The organism is Saccharopolyspora hattusasensis, assembly GCF_050972075.1.
GTDB classification, from domain to species: Bacteria; Actinomycetota; Actinomycetes; order Mycobacteriales; family Pseudonocardiaceae; genus Saccharopolyspora; species Saccharopolyspora hattusasensis.
In genome coordinates this window covers 4,410,096-4,432,631 of the sequence record NZ_JBPCDC010000001.1, presented here as the reverse complement: position 1 = coordinate 4,432,631, position 22,536 = coordinate 4,410,096, and the positions used below count along the sequence as shown (strand labels likewise).

General features: G+C 67.7%; 24 protein-coding genes, 3 tRNA genes and 1 pseudogene. 8 read left to right on the top strand and 20 right to left on the bottom strand.

Translation table 11 applies throughout. The features are described 5' to 3' along the window. Positions 1–220: 220 nt before the first annotated feature. Complete coding sequence (locus ACRXBZ_RS20900; protein ID WP_433880529.1) at positions 221–1,201, bottom strand: GlxA family transcriptional regulator; 981 nt, start codon at positions 1,199–1,201, stop codon at positions 221–223. 70 nt (positions 1,202–1,271) lie between these two features. Here ACRXBZ_RS20900 and ACRXBZ_RS20895 point away from each other — a divergent pair. Then, positions 1,272–2,593, top strand: a pseudogene (locus ACRXBZ_RS20895) (MFS transporter). Here ACRXBZ_RS20895 and ACRXBZ_RS20890 read toward each other — a convergent pair. Beyond that, complete coding sequence (locus ACRXBZ_RS20890; RefSeq protein WP_433880528.1) at positions 2,562–3,191, bottom strand: SRPBCC domain-containing protein; 630 nt, start codon at positions 3,189–3,191, stop codon at positions 2,562–2,564. The pseudogene ACRXBZ_RS20895 and the gene ACRXBZ_RS20890 sit on opposite strands and share 32 nt — an antisense overlap. A 117-nt stretch (positions 3,192–3,308) precedes the next feature. Between ACRXBZ_RS20890 and ACRXBZ_RS20885 the strand changes: the two genes are divergently transcribed. Beyond that, positions 3,309–3,509 (top strand): DUF1707 SHOCT-like domain-containing protein, encoded by a 201-nt coding sequence (locus ACRXBZ_RS20885; RefSeq protein WP_433883929.1) that lies wholly within the window; start codon positions 3,309–3,311, stop codon positions 3,507–3,509. A 239-nt stretch (positions 3,510–3,748) separates the two neighbouring features. On the opposite strand, the gene ACRXBZ_RS20880 is transcribed toward ACRXBZ_RS20885, so the two are convergent. Both ACRXBZ_RS20880 and ACRXBZ_RS20875 read right to left on the bottom strand, forming a co-directional pair. Then, positions 3,749–4,165, bottom strand: coding sequence for a YeeE/YedE thiosulfate transporter family protein (locus tag ACRXBZ_RS20880; RefSeq protein WP_168586104.1), 417 nt, complete (start codon positions 4,163–4,165; stop codon positions 3,749–3,751). After that, positions 4,165–4,818 (bottom strand): YeeE/YedE family protein, encoded by a 654-nt coding sequence (locus ACRXBZ_RS20875; protein WP_433880527.1) that lies wholly within the window; start codon positions 4,816–4,818, stop codon positions 4,165–4,167. The genes ACRXBZ_RS20880 and ACRXBZ_RS20875 overlap by 1 nt, the downstream gene beginning before the upstream one ends. Positions 4,819–6,223: 1,405 nt before the next feature. On the opposite strand from ACRXBZ_RS20875, the gene ACRXBZ_RS20870 reads away from it, so the two are divergent. Next, complete coding sequence (locus ACRXBZ_RS20870) at positions 6,224–6,448, top strand: hypothetical protein (RefSeq protein WP_433880526.1); 225 nt, start codon at positions 6,224–6,226, stop codon at positions 6,446–6,448. A gap of 732 nt (positions 6,449–7,180) precedes the next feature. On the opposite strand, the gene ACRXBZ_RS20865 is transcribed toward ACRXBZ_RS20870, so the two are convergent. From ACRXBZ_RS20865 to ACRXBZ_RS20850, 4 genes are all read right to left on the bottom strand, one after another. Beyond that, positions 7,181–7,253 (bottom strand) — tRNA-Arg (locus tag ACRXBZ_RS20865). Positions 7,254–7,295: 42 nt separating this feature from the next. Beyond that, positions 7,296–7,385: transfer RNA gene (locus ACRXBZ_RS20860), tRNA-Ser, on the bottom strand. A 113-nt stretch (positions 7,386–7,498) separates the two neighbouring features. After that, positions 7,499–9,493 (bottom strand): acetoacetate--CoA ligase, encoded by a 1,995-nt coding sequence (locus tag ACRXBZ_RS20855; RefSeq protein ID WP_433880525.1) that lies wholly within the window; start codon positions 9,491–9,493, stop codon positions 7,499–7,501. Between the two features lie 82 nt (positions 9,494–9,575). Beyond that, positions 9,576–10,277 carry a dienelactone hydrolase family protein gene (locus ACRXBZ_RS20850; RefSeq protein WP_433880524.1) on the bottom strand — a complete coding sequence of 234 codons (702 nt, stop codon included), beginning with the start codon at positions 10,275–10,277 and terminating at the stop codon, positions 9,576–9,578. Positions 10,278–10,539: 262 nt separating this feature from the next. Here ACRXBZ_RS20850 and hisC point away from each other — a divergent pair, with 262 nt between their 5' ends. Further along, positions 10,540–11,601 carry a histidinol-phosphate transaminase gene (hisC, locus tag ACRXBZ_RS20845; RefSeq protein WP_433880523.1) on the top strand — a complete coding sequence of 354 codons (1,062 nt, stop codon included), beginning with the start codon at positions 10,540–10,542 and terminating at the stop codon, positions 11,599–11,601. A gap of 363 nt (positions 11,602–11,964) precedes the next feature. On the opposite strand, the gene ACRXBZ_RS20840 is transcribed toward hisC, so the two are convergent. The 5 genes from ACRXBZ_RS20840 to ACRXBZ_RS20820 form a co-directional block, all read right to left on the bottom strand. Beyond that, positions 11,965–12,492, bottom strand: a complete 528-nt coding sequence (locus tag ACRXBZ_RS20840; protein WP_433880522.1) for a hypothetical protein — start codon at positions 12,490–12,492, stop codon at positions 11,965–11,967. Between the two features lie 50 nt (positions 12,493–12,542). After that, complete coding sequence (locus ACRXBZ_RS20835; protein ID WP_433880521.1) at positions 12,543–13,355, bottom strand: L,D-transpeptidase; 813 nt, start codon at positions 13,353–13,355, stop codon at positions 12,543–12,545. Between the two features lie 504 nt (positions 13,356–13,859). Continuing rightward, on the bottom strand, positions 13,860–14,144 hold the full coding sequence (locus ACRXBZ_RS20830) for a hypothetical protein (RefSeq protein WP_433880520.1): 285 nt from the start codon (positions 14,142–14,144) through the stop codon (positions 13,860–13,862). Between the two features lie 13 nt (positions 14,145–14,157). Continuing rightward, positions 14,158–14,346, bottom strand: a complete 189-nt coding sequence (locus tag ACRXBZ_RS20825) for a hypothetical protein (RefSeq protein WP_433880519.1) — start codon at positions 14,344–14,346, stop codon at positions 14,158–14,160. Beyond that, positions 14,343–14,567 carry an HC3 family zinc finger protein gene (locus ACRXBZ_RS20820; protein WP_168586088.1) on the bottom strand — a complete coding sequence of 75 codons (225 nt, stop codon included), beginning with the start codon at positions 14,565–14,567 and terminating at the stop codon, positions 14,343–14,345. Before ACRXBZ_RS20820 ends, ACRXBZ_RS20825 begins: the two co-directional genes overlap by 4 nt. A 138-nt stretch (positions 14,568–14,705) precedes the next feature. Between ACRXBZ_RS20820 and ACRXBZ_RS20815 the strand changes: the two genes are divergently transcribed. Together ACRXBZ_RS20815 and ACRXBZ_RS20810 are read left to right on the top strand one after the other, a co-directional pair. Then, entirely contained in the window at positions 14,706–15,554 is an 849-nt protein-coding gene (locus ACRXBZ_RS20815; RefSeq protein ID WP_433880518.1) for a helix-turn-helix domain-containing protein, read from the top strand. Positions 15,555–15,560: 6 nt separating this feature from the next. Continuing rightward, positions 15,561–15,743: a DUF397 domain-containing protein gene (locus tag ACRXBZ_RS20810; RefSeq protein WP_433880517.1), complete on the top strand. Its 183-nt coding sequence runs from the start codon at positions 15,561–15,563 to the stop codon at positions 15,741–15,743. Positions 15,744–15,792: 49 nt separating this feature from the next. On the opposite strand, the gene ACRXBZ_RS20805 is transcribed toward ACRXBZ_RS20810, so the two are convergent. The 3 genes from ACRXBZ_RS20805 to ACRXBZ_RS20795 are packed head-to-tail and all read right to left on the bottom strand — an operon-like array spanning position 15,793 to position 18,000. Then, entirely contained in the window at positions 15,793–16,563 is a 771-nt protein-coding gene (locus ACRXBZ_RS20805; RefSeq protein ID WP_168586085.1) for an ABC transporter permease, read from the bottom strand. Next, positions 16,560–17,543, bottom strand: a complete 984-nt coding sequence (locus ACRXBZ_RS20800) for an ABC transporter ATP-binding protein (protein ID WP_168586084.1) — start codon at positions 17,541–17,543, stop codon at positions 16,560–16,562. The genes ACRXBZ_RS20805 and ACRXBZ_RS20800 overlap by 4 nt, the downstream gene beginning before the upstream one ends. Next, positions 17,527–18,000 (bottom strand): MarR family winged helix-turn-helix transcriptional regulator, encoded by a 474-nt coding sequence (locus tag ACRXBZ_RS20795; RefSeq protein ID WP_433880516.1) that lies wholly within the window; start codon positions 17,998–18,000, stop codon positions 17,527–17,529. Before ACRXBZ_RS20795 ends, ACRXBZ_RS20800 begins: the two co-directional genes overlap by 17 nt. Positions 18,001–18,156: 156 nt before the next feature. Between ACRXBZ_RS20795 and ACRXBZ_RS20790 the strand changes: the two genes are divergently transcribed. Together ACRXBZ_RS20790 and ACRXBZ_RS20785 are read left to right on the top strand one after the other, a co-directional pair. Further along, positions 18,157–18,585 (top strand): MarR family winged helix-turn-helix transcriptional regulator, encoded by a 429-nt coding sequence (locus tag ACRXBZ_RS20790; RefSeq protein ID WP_433883928.1) that lies wholly within the window; start codon positions 18,157–18,159, stop codon positions 18,583–18,585. A gap of 48 nt (positions 18,586–18,633) precedes the next feature. Then, positions 18,634–18,718: transfer RNA gene (locus ACRXBZ_RS20785), tRNA-Ser, on the top strand. Between the two features lie 78 nt (positions 18,719–18,796). On the opposite strand, the gene ACRXBZ_RS20780 is transcribed toward ACRXBZ_RS20785, so the two are convergent. From ACRXBZ_RS20780 to ACRXBZ_RS20765, 4 genes are all read right to left on the bottom strand, one after another. After that, entirely contained in the window at positions 18,797–20,062 is a 1,266-nt protein-coding gene (locus ACRXBZ_RS20780) for a tyrosine-type recombinase/integrase (RefSeq protein ID WP_433880515.1), read from the bottom strand. A 21-nt stretch (positions 20,063–20,083) separates the two neighbouring features. Next, on the bottom strand, positions 20,084–20,284 hold the full coding sequence (locus ACRXBZ_RS20775; protein WP_433880514.1) for a helix-turn-helix domain-containing protein: 201 nt from the start codon (positions 20,282–20,284) through the stop codon (positions 20,084–20,086). Between the two features lie 83 nt (positions 20,285–20,367). After that, positions 20,368–21,429, bottom strand: coding sequence for an AAA family ATPase (locus ACRXBZ_RS20770; RefSeq protein WP_433880513.1), 1,062 nt, complete (start codon positions 21,427–21,429; stop codon positions 20,368–20,370). Further along, complete coding sequence (locus ACRXBZ_RS20765) at positions 21,426–22,373, bottom strand: bifunctional DNA primase/polymerase (RefSeq protein WP_433880512.1); 948 nt, start codon at positions 22,371–22,373, stop codon at positions 21,426–21,428. The genes ACRXBZ_RS20770 and ACRXBZ_RS20765 overlap by 4 nt, the downstream gene beginning before the upstream one ends. Positions 22,374–22,536: the final 163 nt, after the last annotated feature.

The window sequence follows — 22,536 nt, the reverse complement described above, 5'->3', positions numbered from 1 at the left end:
GGGCGGTAAGGCTGGCTTTTGTAGTTGAAGCGAGCCCAGTCCCCGGCGTGGTGAATTGCCATTCATGAGTCAGGGATCCCGGAGTCCAGGCGGCAGCTGAGGTTCCGCCACCCGCACCGCCACCCGCACCGCCCGCACCGCCACCCGCACCGCCCGCACCGCCGCCCGCACCGCCACGCAAAACGTGCCTCGAAGCAGCCCCTACCGCAACCAAAAGCGCTCACGGGCTCCCTAAAGCTTCACTTCCCCGGAAGGTGCTGCGGTACGCACTCGGGGACACGCCGAGCGCCGTCTGCAGGTGCTGGCGCAGCGAAGCCGCAGTGCCGAATCCCGCGTCCGCCGCGATCCGGTCGACCGGCAGATCGGTCTCCTCCAGCAGGTGCCGGGCTCGCTCGATGCGCTGCTGGGTCAGCCATTGCAGCGGTGAGATGCCGACCTCGTCGCGGAATCTGCGGGTGAACGTGCGGATGCTCATCGACTCCCGCGCCGCCAGTTCGCGCAGCGCCAGCGGCCGGTCCAGGTTCTCCAGCGCCCATGCCCGGGCCTGCGCGGTCGACGAGAGCTGGGGTTCGGGGATCGGGCACCGGATGTACTGGGCCTGGCCGCCGTCGCGGTGTGGCGGCACCACCGCCAGCCGCGCCACCTCGTTGGCGACCGCCGCGCCGTGATCGCACCGGATCATGTGCAGGCACAGGTCGATGCCGGACGCCTCCCCGGCCGAGGTCAGCACGTCGCCGTCGTCGGTGTAGAGGACGTCGGGGTCCAGCCGGACCGCCGGGTAGAGCCGCCGGAACCGGTCGCAGGAGTTCCAGTGCGTCGTCGCCCGGCGGCCGTCGAGCAGCCCGGCCGCGGCCAGCACGTAGACCCCGGTGCAGATCGAGGCGATTCGGGTGCCCGGCCGGATCCGCGCGAGCGCCTTGGCGAGGTCAGGGCCGAGCAGGCCTTCGGTCTCGGTCTCGTCGGGCTCGTGCGACGCCGGGACGATCACGGTGTCGGCCTCGCCCAACGCTTCGGGACCGCGCTCGACGCTGATCGGGAAGTCCGCGTTGGTGCGCACCAAGCCGGGAACGAGCGTGCACGTCACGACGTCGTACAGCGGCGTTCCGGCAGGTGAGCGGGCATTCCCGAACAGCTGGTGCACCAGGCCCAGTTCCATCGGCATCACGCCGTGGCGGACCAGCACCGCGACTCGACTGAACATGGCCCGATTCTTGCACATATTGGCTATCAGGCCACTCGTTCGGCCGCGCCCGGCGACGCAGGGTCTGGGCATGACGACCGAAACAGTTCCCCGGACGCGCATCCACCGCGCGTGGTGGGTCGCCGCCGTCACCGCGCTGGCGGTCATCAGCGCGGGTGCCTGCGCCACCACGGCAGGCCTCCTGGTCACCCCGCTGCACGACGAGTTCGGCTGGTCGCGGTGTCGGTGAACATGGCGCTGTACGGGCTGGCCTCGCCGTTCTCCGCGGCGCTGATGGACCGCTTCGGCATCCGGCAGGTGGCGGTGGGCGCTCTGCTGCTGATCGCCTCGGGCGCCGGGCTGACCACGATCGTTTCCGATTCCTGGCAACTGGTCCCGGGTTGGGACGTGCTCGTCGGGGTCGGTTGCGGCGCGTTGGCGATGGCGTTCGCCGCGACCGTGACGCACCGCTGGTTCGCGGCTCGACGCGGCCTGGTGACCGGTTCGCTGACCGCGGCGAGCGTCTTCGGGCAGTTCGCGTTGCTGCCGGTGATGTCCTGGGTCGTCGAACACTTCGCGTGGCGCACGGCGATCGTCGTCCTCGCGCTGATTGCTTTGGCCACGGCGCCGCTGGTGTGGTGGGTACTACGCGACCACCCCGCCGACCTCGGCTTGCGCCCCTATGGCGCAACGGGTTTCGAAACCAAGCCCGAACCCGTGCCCGACGCGGCCCGCCGCGCGGTGCGGCTGCTGTTCGACGCGGCGCGGACCGGCCCGTTCTGGCTGCTGGCAGGCACTTTCGCGATCTGTGGGGCATCCACCAACGGGATCATGTGGACCCACTTCGCTTCCGCCGCGCACGATCACGGCATGCCGACCACGGTGGCGGCCTCGCTGCTCGCGGTCATCGGGGTGGTGAACGTGGCCGGCACGATCGGGTCCGGCTGGCTCATCGACCGCTACAGCCCGCAACTGCTCCTGGCGGGCTACTACGGGCTGCGGGGCGCCTCGCTGCTCACCCTGCCAGCACTGATGGGGCCGACGGTGCACATCGGGATGATCGTCTTCACGGTACTGTTCGGCCTGCTCGACGTCGCCACCGTGCCGCCGACGATCGCCCTGTGCCGCGAGGTCTTCGGCCCCGGCGGCGCGATCGTCTTCGGCTGGGTGAGCGCGGCGCACCAGGTGGGCGCCGGGCTGATCGCCTACTTCGGCGCGGTGACGCGGGACCTGCTGGGCTCCTACGACGCGGTCTGGATCGGAGCCGCCGCGCTGTGCGGGGCTGCCGCCGCGATGGCGATGACGATCGGACGCGCGCGTCCAGCAGCTATCAGCCGAACCCGCCGACCTGCCGCATGGCAGCCCAGCGGGACGGGGACGATCAGGCGCTCGTCTGGTCGAGGTCCGGCGTGAGCTGGGCGGTCGCCGCGGCCACCCCGTCGGCGATCTGGTCGCCGTCGGCGGTGCCGGAGTCCTCGGTCGCGGTGGCCCACGCCCTGATGACCTGCCGGGAGAACCGCTGCACCTCGGCCGAGTTCTCCCGTCCGGGGATGTCCTCGCCCCGGAGATACACGTCCAGCCCGAGCAGGCCGACGTCCCAGGCGGGCCCGACGAACAAAGCGCCCGCGCCGCTGCTGATCGGATCCAGCGGAACCGAATGCATGACCTCGACCCCGGTCCCGCCGCCAGACCCGTCCCCCTCAGAAAGCCGCAGCTCAACAACGCTGTTGTCCTCGTCGAACGTCGTCTTCAGCAAGCGCGGCGCCGTGCAGCGCAGGATCCGGCCGCCCACGGTGCCGTCGAACCAGTGCCGACCGGGTCCCGACAGCCCGCCGGTGATCGGCAGGAGCCAACGTCGCAACGTGTCCGGTTCGGTCAACGCGCGCCAGACCTCTTTGATCGGAGCAGCGTAGTTCCGGCGCAGCAGGACGCTTACCTGCCCACCGCCGTCGATCGAGTGCTGGCTGACCACCCGCTGCACGGCGGCTACCTGCTTGGCGATGTCGATCATCTGGTTCCCCTCAGTCCCGACTACGGGCCATCATCGGCCCTCGACCCGCCGCGCGCTCGCCGCCGCCGTGACCAGCTGATCCGCACCGCCACCGCACAGCGGGCGGCCAACTAGCCGATCCGGGTCAGCTGCCACTCCTGGTCCGGCCACGGGGACGATGGGGGCGATGGACGGCTGACCTTGGCCGAGTTCACCGAACGCGTGGACGCCGCCTACCAGTCCGTCACGCGCGGAAAACTCGACGCGCAGGTGACCGACCTGCCGGCCACGGCAGCCGACCGCCCCGTCGAGCCCACCGACGGGACCAAACGCCGGTGAAAGCTGGCGATCATGGGCAGTTCCGACTACCAGGGGCGCTGCCGAGTGCCGCGGAAGTCGGGGTACTTCGCGCTCATGGACGGCAACGACATCCGCCATCCCGAGCGCGAAAAGCGCCTCTGGTAGCACTGAACGGAGACGGCTGGCCCCCGGCGAGAGGGAGTTTCCAGCTGGCTCGACCAAACGAACGCCCGAAGGGATTCGGGCCGGCCTTCTGGTCCCGGCCTCGTGAATGTCCGCTACAACCCGCAAGATCCGCGGTCGAGCTGGAAGAAATGGGCGTTGGCCCAGCGGCAGAGCCAGATGCCGACCATGACACCCGCGATCGTGACCAGAGCGGGCAGGTATCCGCTAGCGACCTGGATGAGCGGGATCGCCGGGCAGCCACCCGAGATCGCCCAGCCGGTGCCGAAGAGGACTGCGCCGGGGATCACGCCGCCGTGGATGCGCCCCGGCCTGCGGCGAACGCCCACCAGCGCGAAGGCCACCACGATGATCGCGACCGCGCCGGCGAAGGCGTACAGCATCCGCAGGTCTTGGAAGGTGAACATGCGGTTCAGCTCGGCGTAGTCGCCGAACCCGATGTTGGTGACGATGAAACCGAGGGCCAGCCCGGTGATGATGTTGGCGACGAGAACCGCGCCTCGGGTACGCATCAGATCACCTTCCACAGCAGGAACGACACGAGGACGGCGGTGCCGAAGAAGACGGCAGTCGCGACAATGCTGACCGGCTGCAACCGTCCGCATCCGCTGAGTCCGTGACCGGAGCTGCAGCCCCCGGCGAGGCGGGTGCCGAAGCCGACGAGCACGCCCCCAACGAACAGCACACCGATCATGGTGTTCGGGTTGTCAGTCACGAGTCGGCTGAAAGCACTGCCCATGTCGAAGCGGAGCTCGAACCGACCGGAGGTGACCGCAGCCACCCATCCACCGACGACGATCGACAACAGCAGCGCGGCCTGGGTGACCAGCGGTACCTGGCGGCGGGTCGTGAACGCGGAATTCCGTGACTCGGCCGCTTCGGAGACCTGCTCAGGCTGCGCAGCGCCGCGTGCCGCGCTCGGCAACGTCGGTGCTCCACCGCGGGTCCCGAACTCGTCGGCGGTCGCCGCGGCCAGAGCGTCAGCGAGAGCTCCGTCGTCCGCGAACTGGGCTTCCTGCCGTTCGATCCGGCGTTCGGCGCGCCAGTGCAGGACGCGATCCCACGCCGAAGACACCCCGAAGGACCGATCGGTGATGAGGGTGTAGTTGATGGTGACGAGGGCGAGCCCGATAGCGCCCGCCCACCAGGGCCAGTAGTTGCTCATGCGGGACCTCTCATCCACTCGGCGAGCCGAGTCCACCAGCGGCGTTTCGAGCCGCGGGGTTCAGTTGATCGTTCTGGCGGGCTCACCGGGGGCTGCTGCGGGGCGTGCGGGGGTCGCGAAAGCTCCCGAGGCCGCGCAGGTTCACGAGGCCGCGCAGGTTTCGGTTCTGGGGCCGGCTCGAACCAGGCCACGGTTCCCTGCGACCCGGAAATGAGCGGTGCGGGCGGCGTTGGTTCGGCCGCCGCGGACCGCTCGGCAGCGCGTCGAATGTGCCCCACGTCAGCCCCGTTCGGGAGCAGCGAGATCGGCACGAGCTGCCCCCTGGATGCCAACCTGTATCTGGCGCATTCCCGCCAACGTTGCTCGCTGTCGCAGTAGGAATCACGCCAGCCTCGTAAGCTTGCATTGAGCAGGGGGAAAAGGGGGCAGGCTTTGGCATGGGAGCAACCCATATCACTCCGATCTGACCGGCGCATACCGCCCAGTCGGGGTGGACGGCATGGCGCGATCTTGTCGTTTTAACAGTTGCAGAACCCGACCATCGATCGCAGAGCGTCGCAGACGCGCAACACACCGTGACGCAAACCCTCTCCGATTGTTAATCCTGCGGATCGACCGGCTCGTTACTCCTACTCCCCCCCTTCAGGAAAATGCGAATTTCAACCGGAAAAGCACGCTGACCAGCAGCTTTCCTGACCGCTTTACGATTAAATAACAAAACTCCGGCGAATATAGTTATCGAACTGTGATAAGTTGCGTGTTCATATCGTTACCAAATACTGTGAAATAGGTCCTATTTCACATCGCGCGATCATGTCACCATCTCGCGCCTGCACGCCGGGAGGCGAAACCTGGCGAAGTCATTACCGCACGCTCGCACGGCACACGCACCTCCTCTTTACTCTGGGCGACGGAAGGTACACCAACGATCAACGGCGCAACCTCGCCGACAGACTTTTCGTGCTCGCCGAAGCGCTACGCGCCGACCTGGACAAGCCATTGATCATCGATGCGAACTGAGCACAACTGATCACAAAAACGGCGCTGCCCGCCTTGGACCGAACAACGCCGTTCGGGGTTCCTGGTTACAACTACGACGGATCAGCCGCCGGGGAGACTGCTGCCGGGCTCCAGCGACGGTCGACACCTGCTGTAAGTCGGATCCTGCGGCGCACACGCCACCGAGACCGCGCCAAGCCATCCACTGCCACCGAAGACAGGTCGGACACAACGGAATTCCGCTATGCCGCTATTCCGCTCGACGTTGCTGTGATCATCGGGAACTAGATTGCGCACGGAAGGGCAGTTCCCTTACCTCAGCGTTGACTTGACCACGCTAAGCGATTGTAGCCTGCCATTGCCAGATCGACAGAAAAGTGCGAATACCGTTTTGGAAGGGATGGGCATGCTCAAGAAGCTTGCAATCTTCGGCGCGTTTGCTGTTGCCTCCATGACTGCTGTCACGCCGCTCGCGTCAGCTGCCACCTCGTACTACGCTGGGGTTTATCCCAGCACCAGCGCGGCTGTTAAGGCGTGCAATGACGGTATTTCCCAAGGGCGTTGGGACGGTTGCAGCTACAAGATTCGTGCCAACCGTGGCGGAGTCGAGCTGTGGGTCTACATCCGCTGAGGCGAGGCTGACATCCACGGTATGTTCTCCGGGGTGGCGAAGCTAGCGTCATAATAGCCTCGCCACCTCGTATCGTCACGAATTTCTAACAGGTTGGCCGCTAGTTTGAGAATTAACCTTCGGGTGGCGTTAGCCTGCCCTCGTTGATTATGGGTGCAGATCTTGACTGATCGCCTTCTTGTGACAGAAGGTGGATCGGCACACTGGCTGCGTGAACGGCAAAGCGATCTCAACGGGTTTCACGTGAGTCGGCGGTGTTCGAAATGGGTGAGCACGAGTGCTGCCCTGACGATGTCGCCGATCTCGCGAAGACTGACCGCGAAATGCCGCGAAAGCTGACGCGCCCCGGCTCGCAGAGCGAGATGGGGTTCACCCGGTTCACCAAGGCTTCGGGCTGCCCATGCTCGCGCACGCCTGGCCTGTTATGGCTCTCGATCCATTGCCGTAAGTTGCCGTAAGTTGCGACCTCGGTCCGTCGAAGTCGAGCAGCACGGCGTCACTGTCACAGATGATCTGCGGTGGGCCCGTCATCGGCGTACTTCCCGTGCGACGGTCGTCCAGATGCTGTCGAATGGCCTTCCTGGACTCCGAGGCACCCGGCGAGTAGCCAAGGAAAGTTGGCAATTTGTTGGCAACCCGGGCATGAGCGCCAACCAGCAACCGTGCCGCTAAGCCCCGAGACAGCAAGGAACCCCCTTGACTAGAGGGGGTTCCTGCTGTCTCGACCAGACGTGCGCCCGAAGGGATTCGAACCCCTAACCTTCTGATCCGTAGTCAGATGCTCTATCCGTTGAGCTACGGGCGCATGTTCAGTTGTGTGAACTCCGCCTTCCGGCGGAGGCCACAGCGGAGGCTCCGGGATTTGAACCCGGGAGGGGGCGTAACCCCCAACCGCATTAGCAGTGCGGCGCCATAGACCAGACTAGGCGAAGCCTCCCGGTAACCCTCGCGGCCACCGGAGAAAAGATTACACAACCTCCCGATCGGCCGTCACGGGGGGGTCGGTTTTGCGGTCGGGAGGCCGCCGCGGCAGGACTCCCGAACCGCCGATCAGGTCGCCAGCTCCGCGCTGAGCTGCACGAACGGGTCGAGGGACGCCGGGTTCTGCAGGGCGTCGCGGCTAACCGCTCGCTCCGGCGGGGTGCCGGCGAGGATCTTCTTCACCGGCACCTCCAGCTTCTTGCCGTTGAGGGTGCGCGGCACCTCGTCGACGACGACGAACCGGTTCGGGACGTGCCGCGGCGACAGCTCGGTGCGCAGCGCCGCCTTGAGCTTCGGCTGGACCTCGTTCAGGTCGGCGCCCTCCGCCAGCACCAGGAAGCACAGCAGTCTGCCGTCGGTTTCGCCCGCGCCCGACGTGTCGATCACCAGCGAGTCGACGATCTCCTCGAAGCCCTCCACCACCCGGTAGAACTCCGCGGTGCCCATCCGGACGCCGCCGCGGTTGAGGGTCGAGTCGCTGCGGCCGTAGATCACCAGGGTGCCGCGTTCGGTGATCCGCACCCAGTCGCCGTGCCGCCACACGCCCGGGAACGTGTCGAAGTACGCCTCGCGCAGCCGCGAGCCGTCCGGGTCGTTCCAGAAGAACACCGGCATCGTCGGCATCGGCTTGGTCACCACCAGCTCGCCGACCTCGTCATGCAGCTCCTTGCCGTACTCGTCGTAGGAGGCGACCGCCGCGCCGAGCATCCGGCAGGAGATCTCGCCCAGCCACACCGGCACGTCCGGCGCGGCGCCCACGAACGCGGTGCACAGGTCGGTGCCGCCGGAGACGCTGGCGATCTGCACGTCCGCGCCGACGGCGTCGGCCACCCAGCGGAAGCCGTCGGTGGTCAGCGGCGCGCCGGTCGAGCCGACGGTGCGCAGCGCGGAGAGGTCGAAGTCGTCCTTTGGGCGCAGTTCGCGCTTGAGGCAGCTCTGGATGAACGGCGCCGACGTGCCGAAGTAGTTCACCCGGTGCCGGGCCGCAAGCTTCCACAGCGCCGACAGCGCCGGGTAGCCCGGGCTCCCGTCGTACAGCACCAGGTTCGTGCCCGTGAGCAGGCCGCCGACCAGGAAGTTCCACATCATCCAGCCGGTCGTGGTGAACCAGAAGAACCGGTCGCCCGGGCCGAGGTCGCAGTGCAGGCCGATGGCCTTAAGGTGCTCCAGGACCATGCCGCCGTGGCCGTGCACGATGCCCTTCGGCAGGCCGGTGGTGCCGGAGGAGTACAGCACCCACAGCGGGTGGTCGAACGGCACCGGGTCGAACTCCAGCGGCGCGCCGCGGTGCTGCGCAAGCAGGTCGTCCCAGCCGATGGCATCCGCCAGCTCGGCGCCCTCGCCGAGGTAGTCGACCAGCACCGTGCCCGTCAACCCGGGCACCGCCTCGCGCAGTTGGTCCACAGTGGACCGGACGTCGAAGCTGCGGCCGCCGTAGGAGTAGCCGTCGACCGCGATCAGCACCTTCGGCTCGATCTGCACGAAGCGGTCCGCGACCGCCCGCGCGCCGAAGTCCGGCGAGCACGACGACCAGGTCGCACCGAGGCTCGCCGCGGCGAGGAACGCCACCAGCGTCTCGGGGCTGTTCGGCGCCAGCGCCGCAACCCGGTCCCCCGCCCGCACGCCGAGCGCCTTGAGGCCCGCGCGGGCGGCGGCCACCCGGGCCCGCAGTCCGCCGTAGGTGATCTCCTCGCTGCGGCCGTCCTCCCGCGCGAAGATCACCGCCAGGTCGCCGTCCCCCTTGCCCGCGCCGTCGCACAGCGCGTGCTCGGCGTAGTTCAGGGTGGCGCCGGGGAACCACTCCGCGCCCGGCATCACCTCGGCGGTCAGGACCCGCTCGGCGCGGTCGTGGAAGCGGACGTCGAAGAAGTCCGCCACTGCGGCCCAGAAACCGCTCAGGTCCGACACCGACCACTGCCACAACGCCCGGTAGTCGGGCAGGTCGAGGTCCCGCTCAATGCGCAACCAGTCCCGGAACGCGGCCATCCGGCTCGTGGCCACGCGCTCCGCGCTCGGTTGCCACAACAGCTCGGGGACCTGCTCTGGATTGGTGCTCGACGTCATGGGCTCTTCCTAACCCACCTGGACCCCGTTCGCCTAGCCTCCGGTAGCGATGAGCTGCTGATTCTCCGCTGGCGACGCGCGGTCAGCGCAGGTGGAGGTCCAGCCAGTTGCGGGCTCGCTGCCACGCCTCCGCCGCCGCGTCCGCGTCGCGGTCGAACCGGTGCCCGGCTCCCGGGAAGCGGATCACGTCGGTCGCGGCCTGCGCGGTGTCGGTGACCTCGCGAAGCTTCTCGACCTCGCCGGGCTCCATCTCGTCGTCGTCGCCGTACAGCCCGAGCCACGGGCAGGAGAGCTCCCCGGCGATCTGCACCAGCGGCGGCACTGCCGCGGACAGCGGCTCTAGGATGCCGCGCCCGCCGATGCTCACGGCGGCCCCCAAGGTGCGGCTGGCCGCCACCACCAACGCGGCCGAGCCGCCGATGTCGAAGCCGAGGACCCCCTGCCGGTCGGCCGGTACGCCCTGATCGGACAGCCAGAGGAAGGACGCGTCGGTGTCGGCGAGGATCGTGTCGCCGGACAGCCGCCGCACCTGGTCGTGCACGTGCTCGTCCGGCTGGTGGTCGTGGAACTCGTCGGTGCCGTCGCGGTGGTAGAGATGCGGCGCGACGGTGAGCCAGCCCTCTTCGGCGAGGGAGCCGCACAGCCGGCGCACCCGCTCCGTGACGCCGCGGGCCTCGTGCAGGACGACGAGTCCACCGCGCACCACGGTGTCCGGTTCGGCGACGGTGAACCGGAGCTGGGTGCCATCGGTGAGCGCGAGCGTTTCGGTCCGGGTTTGGATCATGCCGTGCAGGTAATCACGCCGAAGTGAACACGAGTCAACGAATTCCACCGCTCGGACGAGCGAAATACACGGATGGCCGCCAAGACAAGCCATCAGACGGAACCGTCCGTCGCACCGGCCCCGCCGGGCAGGCGACGCCCCACCTGTCCCAGACATTCGTACACGATGTTCGTCACCCGCTTCGCAGAATGACCCGTGCCCCTGTCCCCCGGTCAGGCGAGCTAACGTCCAGGTGACCCATCGTCGGAGCTAGGAGTCGTAAATGACCGTGCGCACTCGTGCCGACCTCGACCAGCTGCCCGCTTACGTCGCCGGCCGGACCATCCCCGGCTCGATCAAGCTGGCCAGCAACGAGGTTTCCGAAGGCCCGCTGCCCAGCGCGGTCGCGGCGATCAACCAGGCGGCCGGCGAGGTGCACCGCTACCCGGACATGGGCGTCGGGCGGCTGACCGAGGCGCTGGCGGCGCGGTTCGGGGTGGAGCCGGAGCGGATCGCCGTCGGCTGCGGGTCGGTCGCGCTGTGCGAGCAGCTGGTGCAGGCCACCTGCACCGCCGACGACGAGGTCATCTTCCCGTGGCGGTCGTTCGAGGCGTACCCGATCATCACGCAGGTCGTGGGCGCCAAACAGGTCCGGGTGCCGCTGACCGCTGAGCACGCGCTGGACCTGGAGGCGATGCTCGCCGCGATCACCCCGGCCACCCGGCTGATGTTCGTGTGCACGCCGAACAACCCGACCGGCACCCTGCTGCGGCGGGCCGAGCTCGAAGCCTTCCTGGACCGGGTGCCCTCGGACGTGCTGGTGGTGCTCGACGAGGCGTATTTCGAGTTCGTCAACGACCCGGACGGCCCGGACGGCGTCGAGATCGCGAGGGCGCGCGACAACGTGGCCTCGATGCGGACCTTCTCCAAGGCGTACGGCCTCGCCGGGCTGCGCGTGGGCTACACCGTGGCCCCGCCGAAGGTCGCCGTCGCACTGCGCAAGGTCGCGATCCCGTTCAGCGTCAACGCCATCGCCCAGGTCGCCGCGATCGCTTCGCTGGAAGCGCAGGACGAGCTGCGGAAGCGGTGCGCCAACGTGGTCGCCGAGCGGGAGCGGGTGCGCCGTGAACTCGTGGCCGCCGGGTACGAGGTTCCCGAAACGCAGGCGAACTTCGTCTGGCTGCCGCTGGGTGAGCGCACCGCCGAGTTCAACGAGCACTGCCTGCAGAACAAGGTCGTGGTTCGCGCTTTCGCCAGCGAGGGCGCGCGGGTCACCATCGGACAACCCGAGGAGAACGACGCGTTCCTGGCCGCAGCCAGCTCGTTCGGCCAAGCGGCGCAGTGATCTTGCGGCGATTCGGTGCACCCGGACTTGCGGGTGCACCGAATCGCCGAATGCCTAGAGTCGGAGACGACGCCGTGGAACACGGCCGCCGAGCGGACGACGGCGTTGACCCCGGTGCTCCGACCGCATCAGCGGCTGACCGGTTTTCCCGGGATGCCCCGTAAACAGTGATGGTGCCCTGCGAAGAGAGGGGGAGTACTTCGCCGGGCACCACCACCGGGGGTGTGGTCGTTCGAGCCGGAACGACCACTTGGAGTGCGTAGTGATCTACGCAGCACCGGAATCTAGTGCTGATCAAACGATGCGAGCCAGCCAGCGACTTAGGCATGCACTCGTTCGGGTGAAATAAACCAATCGGTCGGGTCAGCCGGTCACCGGGTGGTGTCCGCGAACCGCGACCGGTGCTGGCGCGGTGGGCAGCGGCTTGACGGCCGACACCTGCCTCGGCGGGGTCTGGACGGGGTCGCTCGGCCCGCCGGGGACGCCGGGCGCGCACTGGTCGCGCCCCGGCCCACCCTGCCAGCCGCCACCCTGCCAGCCGCCACCCTGCGAACCGGGCCCACCCTGCCAACCGGGCCCACCCTGCCAGCCCGGTCCGCTCTGCCCGCCCGGCTCGCAGGGCCCGTCGGTGCCCGGCTTCCCGGGGACGGTCGGGTGGTCCACGATCGGCGCGTTGGTGCAGTGGTTGGCCTGCGGCGAGAGGATCGGCACCACGGCCCCGAGCACCCCGATGTTGTTGCCGCACAACTGGATCGGCAACACGCTCAGGTTGTTGTCGTTGCCGATGTTGATGCCGTCGTTGTCCGCGCTGTCCGCGAACGCCGGCGCGGCGCCGCCCAGCAGTCCGGCGCCTGCGGCGAAAACTCCGGCGAGGCAAGCAGTCTTGCGCATTCGTAGCACTTCCTTTTCGGTGTACTTCGGGGAATTTCCATCTACGGCGATCACCGCAGGTGGACGAGGGTGCCCAACGGCAGGGTGGTCAGCAGGCGAAGCGCATCGTCGGGTACGCGGACGCACCCGTCGCTGCTCGCCTGGCCGAACACCGCGGGGTCGGGCCATCCGTGCAGCGCGACCGTGCCAGGGCCGCCGCCGTAGGTGCTGAAGGTGTCGGAGTGCGCGCCAAGCGGCAGGATGATCGGGCTGAACTTGGTGACGGTCTCCTCGATCGCCGCCATGATGAAGGTTCGGCCGCGCGGCGTCGGCGAACCCGGTGCGCCGACCCCGACGACCCACTCCCCGATCGCCGAGCCGTCCTCGCGCACCACGAGCCGACGCGCATCGATGTCGACGTCCACGACGTAGGGAGACCGCGCCCGCTCGACTTGATCGTCGGTGCGGACCCAACCGGTCGCACCGTTGGGACGCGATGGGAGCAGCACCTGCGCCCACGGGCCGTGCTCCGCGATCACCGGCACCCAGGTGGGGTTCTTCAGCTGGGTGGCGGGGAGCTTGGCGAACACGGCGCCGCCGGGTGCCTCGTGCACTGCGACGTCACGCTTGATGTGCAGCACGAGCCCGCTGGTTTCCGCGTTCGGCGCCCGATCTTGCGGTGCCTTGGGGAAGTTCGCGAAGGTGGTCGCGGAGGCCTGCATGCCGAGGTCGGCTTGCGCTATCGCGTGGGCCGGCTCGATCGGCGATGTGCCCGAGCATCCGCTGATGCCCAGGCAAAGCGCACCGAGCACGGCGGCAGCCGCCATCCGGACGCGGCGACCGGCGTGGTCGGGGCGTCCGGTACTCGTTGTGCGAGGATTCATGATCAGCTCCTGGCCCGTTGGCGTACCTGTTGTCGGCGGCCCCGGCGAAGGCCGGGAAGCACCTGCAGCGGGCAGCCTGATTTGCGAGATCAAGTGCCGCCGGGACGCTAACGCGCACTCCGTGACCACCGACGCGGACCGACCGGAGCCCGATCACCCGCATCCGCCGCTTGATCAGGACAAACGGGTCAGGGAAACCATGGAGTTTGGAGTGTTACACAAAAGGTAATCGCTCGATCGTGTGTCGTTTTTACTTCTGTCAAGCGACAAAAAGGCCGGGTTGTCCGCGTCGAGGGGCGACTCGGACAACCCGGCCCAGGGCGCCGTGCGGCCTCACATCCAGCCGACGAGAAGACCCAATGGCTTGATTGAAACTGCGAACCCGACGGCGCGAAGTGGGGTGCGGCCGGTCGGTGCGTGGGGAGGGGAAGCGCACCGACCGGCCGCTCGGCTGGCTCGATGCCGCGAGATCGGGGGCATCGGCATCGAGCCGGGTTCGGGTGGCTATAGGCGGCGGAGGCCTTCTAGGACACGGCGTTGGAGGTCCAGCGGTGGAGCTGGACTGTCCGATATGGAGTGCTCCGCCGGTTCGCGGAGGCGGTGGCGGCCGCCTTGCTCGCGTCGTCGCTGCTCGGCTTCCACGTGGGCTATGAGGTGCCAGACCGTCAGGGCGCCTTCGCCCTCGCCCGCGTGTTGGGGCCGGTAGGACTTCCGCGTGACGATCAGGTAATAGGCGAGGATCGCCGAGATGAACCCGATTTGCGGCATCATGTCCAGCACGTTCGGCATGTGATCGGTCCTTTTACGCGCTGGCGCGCGCATCGTTGTTCGCGGTTTCGTGCAGCAGCCGCGCCGTCTCGTCCAGGGCCGAGGCGGCTGCGTCGAGGTCGTCGGAGTCGAGAACGCCTGCGCCGACTTGGAAAGCCAGGTCGTCCAACATCCACTGGGCCCGTCGGAGCAACGTCGCGAGCCCCCTGGTGCGCTCGCTCATCGCGGCAACGGAGGAGCCGCGCCGGAGATCCGCCGCGCTTCGGCATCGCATCCGGGGCAGGTTTCCCACAACCAAGCCAATTCCGAGTTGTCGGCCGTGAGCCGCTGCCCGCACAAGGTCTGCACGCCGGTCCCGCTCGGATACGCCAAGGCCCCGTCCGGCCGAGCGTCCAAACTCGCGTGCCGCGCCCCAGCAGCCGGAACCCAGTGAAACGGATGCATCCCCCACCACCTACTCAAACAGTCAATCGGAACCCAAGCTTCGAGCCTGACAAGGAAAATATCGGGAGCAATGGCTCCTTTATAAATCCTCCGATCTGGTGTAGCTCCCCCACGATCAGGTCGCGCTACGCTCCTGCCATGCCGACCACCCCGACGCGGCGCAAGAAACGACTCGGTCAGCTACTTGCTCGTCTTCGCACCGAGGCAGACCAGACTCTCGCCCACGCGAGCGACTTGTTGCGTGTCGGCGAATCGACGGTGAGCCGCTACGAGACCGGCCACTTTCGGCCCGGCTGGGCGACATTGCAGGCGTTGCTCGCGCTCTACAACGCAAGCGACGACCAGCGAGCCGAGGCCGCAGCGCTGTGGGAAGACGCTGGCGACAGGGCCGTTCGCCTGATCACTCCTGCTGGTTCTCCGAAGCCGTTCCGCGTGTTCCTGCGCGCTGAAGCCGAGGCGGACTCCGCACGAACAGTGGATCCCCTGCTGGTTCCCGGACTTCTGCAGACGCCGGCGTATGTGCGTGCTGTCAATGCGAAGGGCCAGCAGTTCCATACTTCGAGCGCCGAGCGGTATGTGACTGCTCGATTGAGTCGACAGGCACGGCTATCGGGTTCTGCACCGCTCAAGCTGCATGCCTTGCTCGACGAGGCGGTACTTCATCGAACCGTCGGCAACGACGAGATCATGGCCGAGCAGATGCGCCACTTGATCACAGTGATGGAGCAGGACAACATCACGATCCAGGTCGTGCCCTTCTCAGCGGGCTCGTACGGGAACATGTGCGGCGGCTTCACTCTCATTGGGTACCACAGCTCTGACGATCCACCTGCCGTCTACGTAGATTCCGCCGCAGGTGGCGCGTGGGTGGAGAATGTCGAAGACGTGAAACGATTTTCGGACATGTTCGAAGAGATCGCCTCTTCTGCACTGAGCTCCGAGGAGTCGGCGAAGTCGCTCAGTGCGAGAGCAAGAGCGTTGGAGTGATCTGCCATGAACTGGCGCAAGAGCAGCCGGAGCGGTAGCGGTCCCAGGCAGTGCGTCGAGCTGGCCATCGGTGAGTCGGCGACCTACATCCGCGACACCAAGGACCGCGACGGCGGCACGTTATGCGTGAACCAGCACTCCTGGGCCGGGTTCCTCGGCGGCCTCAAGGCCGGTCGTTTCGACCGTTGACCGTGGTTCGGTCGGCCGTCGCGTGAGCGATCCGTCCTCGTGTTCTGCGTCAGTCGAGGGCTCGGCGGAGGAAGAACTTGATGCCGAGGGCTCCGAAGAGCACCGTGGCGATCAGCAGGGCCAGGACGCAGATCCAGGCCGGCATGTGCGGGACCTCCGGCAGGAGCGCTCCGCGCATGCCCTCGCTGACGTAGGTCAGCGGGTTGATCGCGCAGAGGACCTGGAACCAGCGGAGGTGTTCCAGCTGCGCCCACGGGAACTGGGTCGCCCCGGTGAACATCAGCGGCGCCAGGATCACCGCGAACATGATGTTGATGCGCCGCGGCGGCACCGCCGCTCCGACCGTCAGGCCGACCGCCGCGCCGGACAGCGAGCCCAGGACCATGCACAGCAGCGCGAACGCCAGGCCGCCGAGGTTCCAGTTGATGTCCCCCAACATCACCATGCCGATCGGCACCATCAGCACCGCCGCCAGCAGCCCCCGCAGCGCGCCGAACAGCATCTTCTCCACCGCCACCCAGCTGATCGGCAGCGGCGCCAGCAGCCGGTCCTCGATCTCCCGGGAGAACGAGAAGTCCAGCACCAGCGGGAAAGAAGTGTTCTGCAGCGACACCAGGAAGGCGTTGAGCGCGATCATGCCCGGCAGCAGTATCTGCGCGTAGCCGGGCTGGGCGTAGCCGAGCTCGCTGAGCACCTTGCCGAAGATGAACAACAGCGCGACCGGCTGCACCAGCACCTGCGCCAGGAAGCTCGGGAGCTCCCGACCGGTCACGAACACATCGCGGCTCAGCACCGCGGTGAATGCGCGGACAGGACTCATCGCAGTTCCCTTCCGGTCAGGTCGATGAAGACGTCTTCCAGCGTCGCCGATCCGAGCGACAGGTCACTGACCGAAACCCGTTGCTCGTGCAGGGTTTGCGCGACCGGGCCGAGCAGCGCGGCGGGTTCCTCGCCCACGTACAGGCGCAGGCGCAGCTCGGCTTCCCCGGCCTGGTTGGTGCCGGTACCGATCTGCTCGACCCGCTGCACACCGTCCACATCGGATAAGAGCTCGGCGACCCTGGCCGGGTCGTAGCCGTTGGTCCGCAGCGTGGCGTCCACCGTGCCGCTGCCCGGCAGCGACTTGATCAGCGCCTCCGGCGTGTCCAGCGTCAGCAGCTTGCCGTGGTCGACGACGCCGACCCGGTCGGACAGTTTCTCCGCCTCGTCCATGTCGTGGGTGGTGAGCACGACCGTCACGCCCTCGGATCGCAGGTCGTTGATGCGGTCGTGGACGAACAGCCGGGCCTGCGGGTCGAGCCCGGTGGACGGCTCATCCAGGAACAGCACCTCGGGCTTGTGGATCAGCGCGCGAGCGATCATCAGCCGCTGCGCCTGGCCGCCGGAGAGGTCGTCGACGCGGGCTTTCGCCTTCTCCGCCAAGCCCATCCGGTCGAGCAGTTCGTCCGCGAGCCGCTTCCGCTCGCCGCGGGCGACGCCGTGGTACGCGGCATGCCAGATGAGGTTCTGGCGGGCGTTCAACGAGCGGTCCAGGTTGACCCGCTGCGGCACGACCGCCACCCTGCTGCGGGCCGCGACCGGGTCGGCCGCCACGTCGACCCCCGCGACGCGGGCGGTTCCGCTGGTCAGCAGGACCCTGGTGGTCAGGATGCCGACGGTGGTGGTCTTGCCGGCTCCGTTCGGGCCGAGCAGCCCGAAGATCTCCCCCGCCTCCACCTCGAAGCTGAGTCCGTCCACCGCGTTGTTCCTGGCCTTCGGGTAGCGCTTGACCAGGTCGGTCACTTCAACCGCTTTGGTCACATCCGCCTTCTCTCTCGTTCAGACCGCTCAGGATCGCGAGCAGGTACTTACGGATCAGGGCCTCTGCTGCCGGGCTCGTGCCCGGGTCGATCCGCCGGAACTCCGCGCGAACCCCCCGCCACGCCTCGCCCAGCGCTGCCCGCCCCGCCGGGGTGATGCGCAGCCGGACTACGCGCCGGTCGGCCGTGTCGCGCTGCCTGGTCAGCAATCCGTCGGACTCCAGGGCGTCGATGACCGGGGTCAGCGTCGCCGGGCGCACCCAGCAGCTCTCGGCTACCTCGCGGTGCGTTCGGCCGTCCCGTTCGTCGATCGCGGTGAGGGCCAGCAGCGCCGTCTGGCTCAGGTCGGTGCTCCGCGCCACCGCTTGCTCCCAGTAAAGCGACAACCGCCGACCGGTCAGCCCCACCAGCCGGTTCAGTGGCATGCGCTGCGGATCTCGCTCCAGGAAGCCGGGCACGACCCGATCATACGTGGAGTGAATGGTTAGGAAGCAAATTATTTTTCCGGTACGTCCGAACCTGCACCAGTACCGTCAACCTGCCGGTAACCTGGCCGCGTGACCGAGGCGACCGAGGCGACCGAGCAGCGAACCAAGTGGCTGGGCGACTGCGAAATGGCATCCTGGCGCGCTTACATCGTCGGCAGCGCGCTGCTGGAGTACCGGCTCAACCGCGAACTGCAGCTCGCCCACGGACTCTCGATCGCGGACTACGAAATCCTGGTCAGCCTGTCCGAGCAACCCGGCCTGCGAATGCGGATGAGCGAGCTGGCCGCCCAGATCGCGCACTCCAAGAGCCGGATCTCGCACCAGATCCGCCGCCTGGAAACGGCCGGGCTGGCCCGTCGGGACGAATGCCCCAGCGACGGCCGAGGTGTGCTCGCGGTGCTTACCGACAAGGGGCTGGCGAAGCTGCGCGAAGCTGCCCCCACGCACGTCGCGGGCGTCCGAACGCACATGATCGACCTGCTGGAGCCCGACGAAATGAAGGTCCTGGGCGCAGTTTTCGAGCGGCTGACGACCCGCCTGCGCGGCTTGGACTGACCCGGACCGCTGCAGGCGGATCTTCGCGGGTTGGCTACGCTACGGCATGGAAGCGTGGCAGAGCGGCCGAATGCACTCGCCTTGAAAGCGAGCGTCGCGAGAGCGACCGGGGGTTCGAATCCCCCCGCTTCCGCTCCTGTGACCAGCACAAACAGAGCCCGACGGGGATCACCTCGGCCGGGCTCTGTTGCGGCTGGTCTCATTTTTGGTCTCAGTTGGTCTTTTTCCGACGCTTCCGGGGCGGCTTCTTCGGCTTCGCCCAGAGTCCCTCCCCCACCTTGTCAGCGACCATGCCAAGCACCTCTCCGGTCACGTGCATGTACCGCTTCGCCATTGACGGGTTGGACCACCCCATCACGTGCTCGGCAGCACGTTGGGTTACTCCGAGCTCCAGCAGCACGGTCGCGGCCGTGTGTCGGGCGTCGTGCAACCGCGCGTCGCGCACGTCGGCACCGGCCAGCAGGTCTTTCCAGTGCTTGAGGTCGGTCCGGTGGTTGATCGGCTGTCCGACCTCGTTGGTGAACAGCCAATCGCCGTCGTGCCAAAGGTCGCCCGCCCGCTCGCGCTCTGCCGCCTGCTCGGCAGCATGCAGCTTGAGCTGATCAAGCAACGGCGGCGGAAGCCCAATCGGTCGTTCGCCTGCGCGAGACTTCGGCTTCTTCGTCTCCTTCCGGAGGTTCACCCGCTGCGGACAGTGGCCGCCATGCTTGCGCCCGCAGGAGTCGCCGCAACCGTGCGCCCACTTCGGCCGAGGCCGCTGGATATTGACTTTGATCGTGCCCTCGTCGAAGTCGATGTCGGACCACCGCAGTCCGAGTGTCTCGCCCTGTCGCAGTCCCAGCGAGATCGCGATGATCCACCGGCACGCATTGCGGTTCTCCAGCGCGACGCCGAACAGCTTGGCGATCTCGTTCCGCTTGAACGGTTCGATCTCCTTTTCTTCCACCTTGGGAGGCTTGGCGATCAAGGCCGGGTTCTTGCCGAGATATCCGCGCGTAACGGCCTCGTTCAATGCCGTTCGGACGGTCCGGTGCGCCTGGTGGGCAGTGGCGGCCGACGCGCCTGCCTCCTGCATCTTGCGGTACATCGTCTCCAAGTGTTCGGGCAGGAGGCGAGGCGAAAGCTTGTGCGCACCGATGTACTTGCGAATGTGCTTGGCAGCGTAGAAGTAGGCATCCCACCCGTTGTCACTCGTCGTTGCGGTGGCGATGTTGTTCAGCCAGTGGTCCATCCACTCCGCGACGGTCCACTTCTCACCGGGCTTGGTGATGTTGCCTTCGTCGCGCGACTTTTCGAGCTCGCGGACCTTCTTGGTCACCTCAGCACGCGTCTTTCCGCGAACGTGTCGCCGGTCTGGCTTGCCGTCATCTCGAATTCCCATCGTGACGCGGCCATGCCACTTCCCGTCCTTGTCCTGGTAAATGCTGCTCGCACCGTTCGGCGCGCGGGTTCCCTGGGTGCGCTTCTTCGGCGGCATGGCGTGTCCTCTCGTCCGTGATCACTGCTGTTGCATGAGGTGCTTGACGTACGCGTCGATGGCGTCGGCGGGAATGCGGCGAAGGCGGCCGATTCGAACGGAGCCCAAGTCGCCGTTCGCGATGAGCTGGTAGACGGTGGTTCGTCCGAGGCCGAGTCGTTCGGCGGCCTGCTCAACGGTGAGAAGCACTCGCGGCTGGCCGGTGTTGTGGACGTCGTCCATGGCGGGTTCCTTTCCTGTCGAAGACAGCAGAGGGACAAGGTTTCCCTGACCGTGTCCCCGATTTCGATCTTTGTTTTCCCTGTTCAGAAGAGGTTCGGGGACAGCGGGGACGCCGGGGACACTTCCTGGCCGGTCGCGTTCCCATCCCCAGGGACATCCGGGGTACTCGGGATGCGATATCGGCCGCTCGCGGCGTGCAGGTCGCCGGCCTTGGCCAAGCGCTGGCAGGTCTTCTTGACGTTCTCGTACGGCAGGCCGGTCACGTCGGCGATAGCTTTCGGTCCCTCACCGGGGTTTTCGCGTACGTAGCGCAAGATCGTGGCGCTGGTGTCGTGCAAGGTGTGGTCGGTGGCGGGGCCGTCGAGCAGCTGCCAACTTCCCGTCGTGGCTTGGAAGGACAGGGCGTATTCGGCTTCGTCGACGTCGCGGCCGGTGACGTTGAGAACGCCGTCGGCCTGGTTCCGGCCGCGCTTGAGGACCAGGACGGCGTCTGCGGCTCCGGCGATGCCGTTGGTGCCGGATACTTCGGCGAGGAAGTCCTCAGAGCCCATCTTGCGGACGTGGTGGACCAGGACCATCGCGACGCCGTAGTGATCGGCGATGCGTTTCGCGCGGGACACGGCGGCGTAGTCGGCGTCGTAGGCGGACATGCCTGCGGGCGGGACGCCCCGGATCTTGGCGAACACGTCGAGCACGACCATCCGCGCGTCCCGGTTGCGTTCCAGCCATCCGGCGATGGCCTGATCGCCCCCGGCGGGCAACGCGGGGCTCTCGGTGGCCAGGGTGAGACCCGGTGGGGCGGGCTTGCCGCCGAGAAGCTTGCCCATGCGGGTCTGCAACCGGCGTGGGGTGTCTTCCAACGCGAGGTAGAGCACGGGGCCGGGCTGCACGTCGATCGACTCCAGCGCCTGGCCTCCGGCGGCGACGGACAGCGCCAGGCCGAGAGACATCCAGGACTTGCCGACCTTGGGCGGCCCGGCCAGGACGTTGACGCCTTCGGAGAAGATTCCGGGCACGGCCCACCGGGGTTCGGGGAACTCGGCGGCCATGAGCCTGTCGGCGGTCCAGGCGGTGGCGAAGGTGTCGGCGAGCTCGGGGCGTAGCGGGCGCACGTTGTCGGCCCCGGATGGTTGTGGGTTGTTCACGCGGCGACCTTTCGGGGGCGTGCGGCCCCGGCGCGCAGTCCGGAGGCGATGGTTTTGTGTGCCTGGTTCCAGCTGTAGGCGCCGGCGGTGACGTGATCGTGGGCGGCGTGCAACAGCAGCTCTGTGACGTCCTGCTCGCCGAGTTCGCGCCCGGCGACCAGCTGGCCGAGAGCGTTTGCGGCGCAGTACAGGGAGAAGTTCCGCTCTCCGCCTCCAGCCGCGCGCACGCGCTCGGTTTCGGCGTGGATCGCGGCGTCGAGGTAGCGGGCCCGTCGGCCGTGGCCGGTGGTGATCTCGGTGGGCTGCTGTGGCGGCAGCGCCGCGGGGCGCAGCTGCTCGACCAGCCACGCGGGAAGCGGGGCGGGTGGCCGGTTGTCGGTGATGGTGTAGCGGCGGCCTCGCCGGATGGAGCCGGGGGCGAGGACGTAGCCGCCGTGGGCGCGGGTGTCGATTCCCCAGCCGAGTCCGTTGCCGCGCTCGCCTTGGGTGTTGCGCAGCTCGATGCCGGCGGGGGCGGTGAAGTACAGGTGCGTTCCGCCGCTGGGGGTGGTGACGGTGAAAGTGTCCAGCGGTGGAGTCTGCCCGGCGTCGGCGCAGACGAGCAGGAAGACGTCCATGCCATCGGCCGCATCCCGTTCGGCCCACCGGGCGGAGACGGGCTTGCCGGGCTTGGGGACGTCGAGGTCGATCACGACCAGCCCGGCCGGGCCGGTGGCCAGGCCGATGTTGTAGTCGTCGTCGCTCCAGCAGTCTTGGATACGGCGGGGGTCGGTGGTGGCGCGGTGTTCGGGCTTGCGGTGGCCGTTGGCACAGATCCCGGTGCCGGGGCACTCGGCGTGCCCGTGCAGGGCGGGGAAGCTGCCTCGCGGCTTGAGCGGGAACACCGGCCAGCCGCGCCGCGCGGCGGCCAGAGCGGCGTTGAGAAGGTCAGTCGAGCTGGACACCAGGAATCTCCAAAGATCACGTTGAGTAGCCGAACGGGGGCATGAGTCGAGCGACGAAGGAAGGGCGTCGCCCGGTGCCCTGCCGCGTGGCGGGCGAATGAGTTGAGCAATGAGGTGGGCCGTTGTGAATGAGTTCGCTCATTCGGCCACCTCATCCACTCTG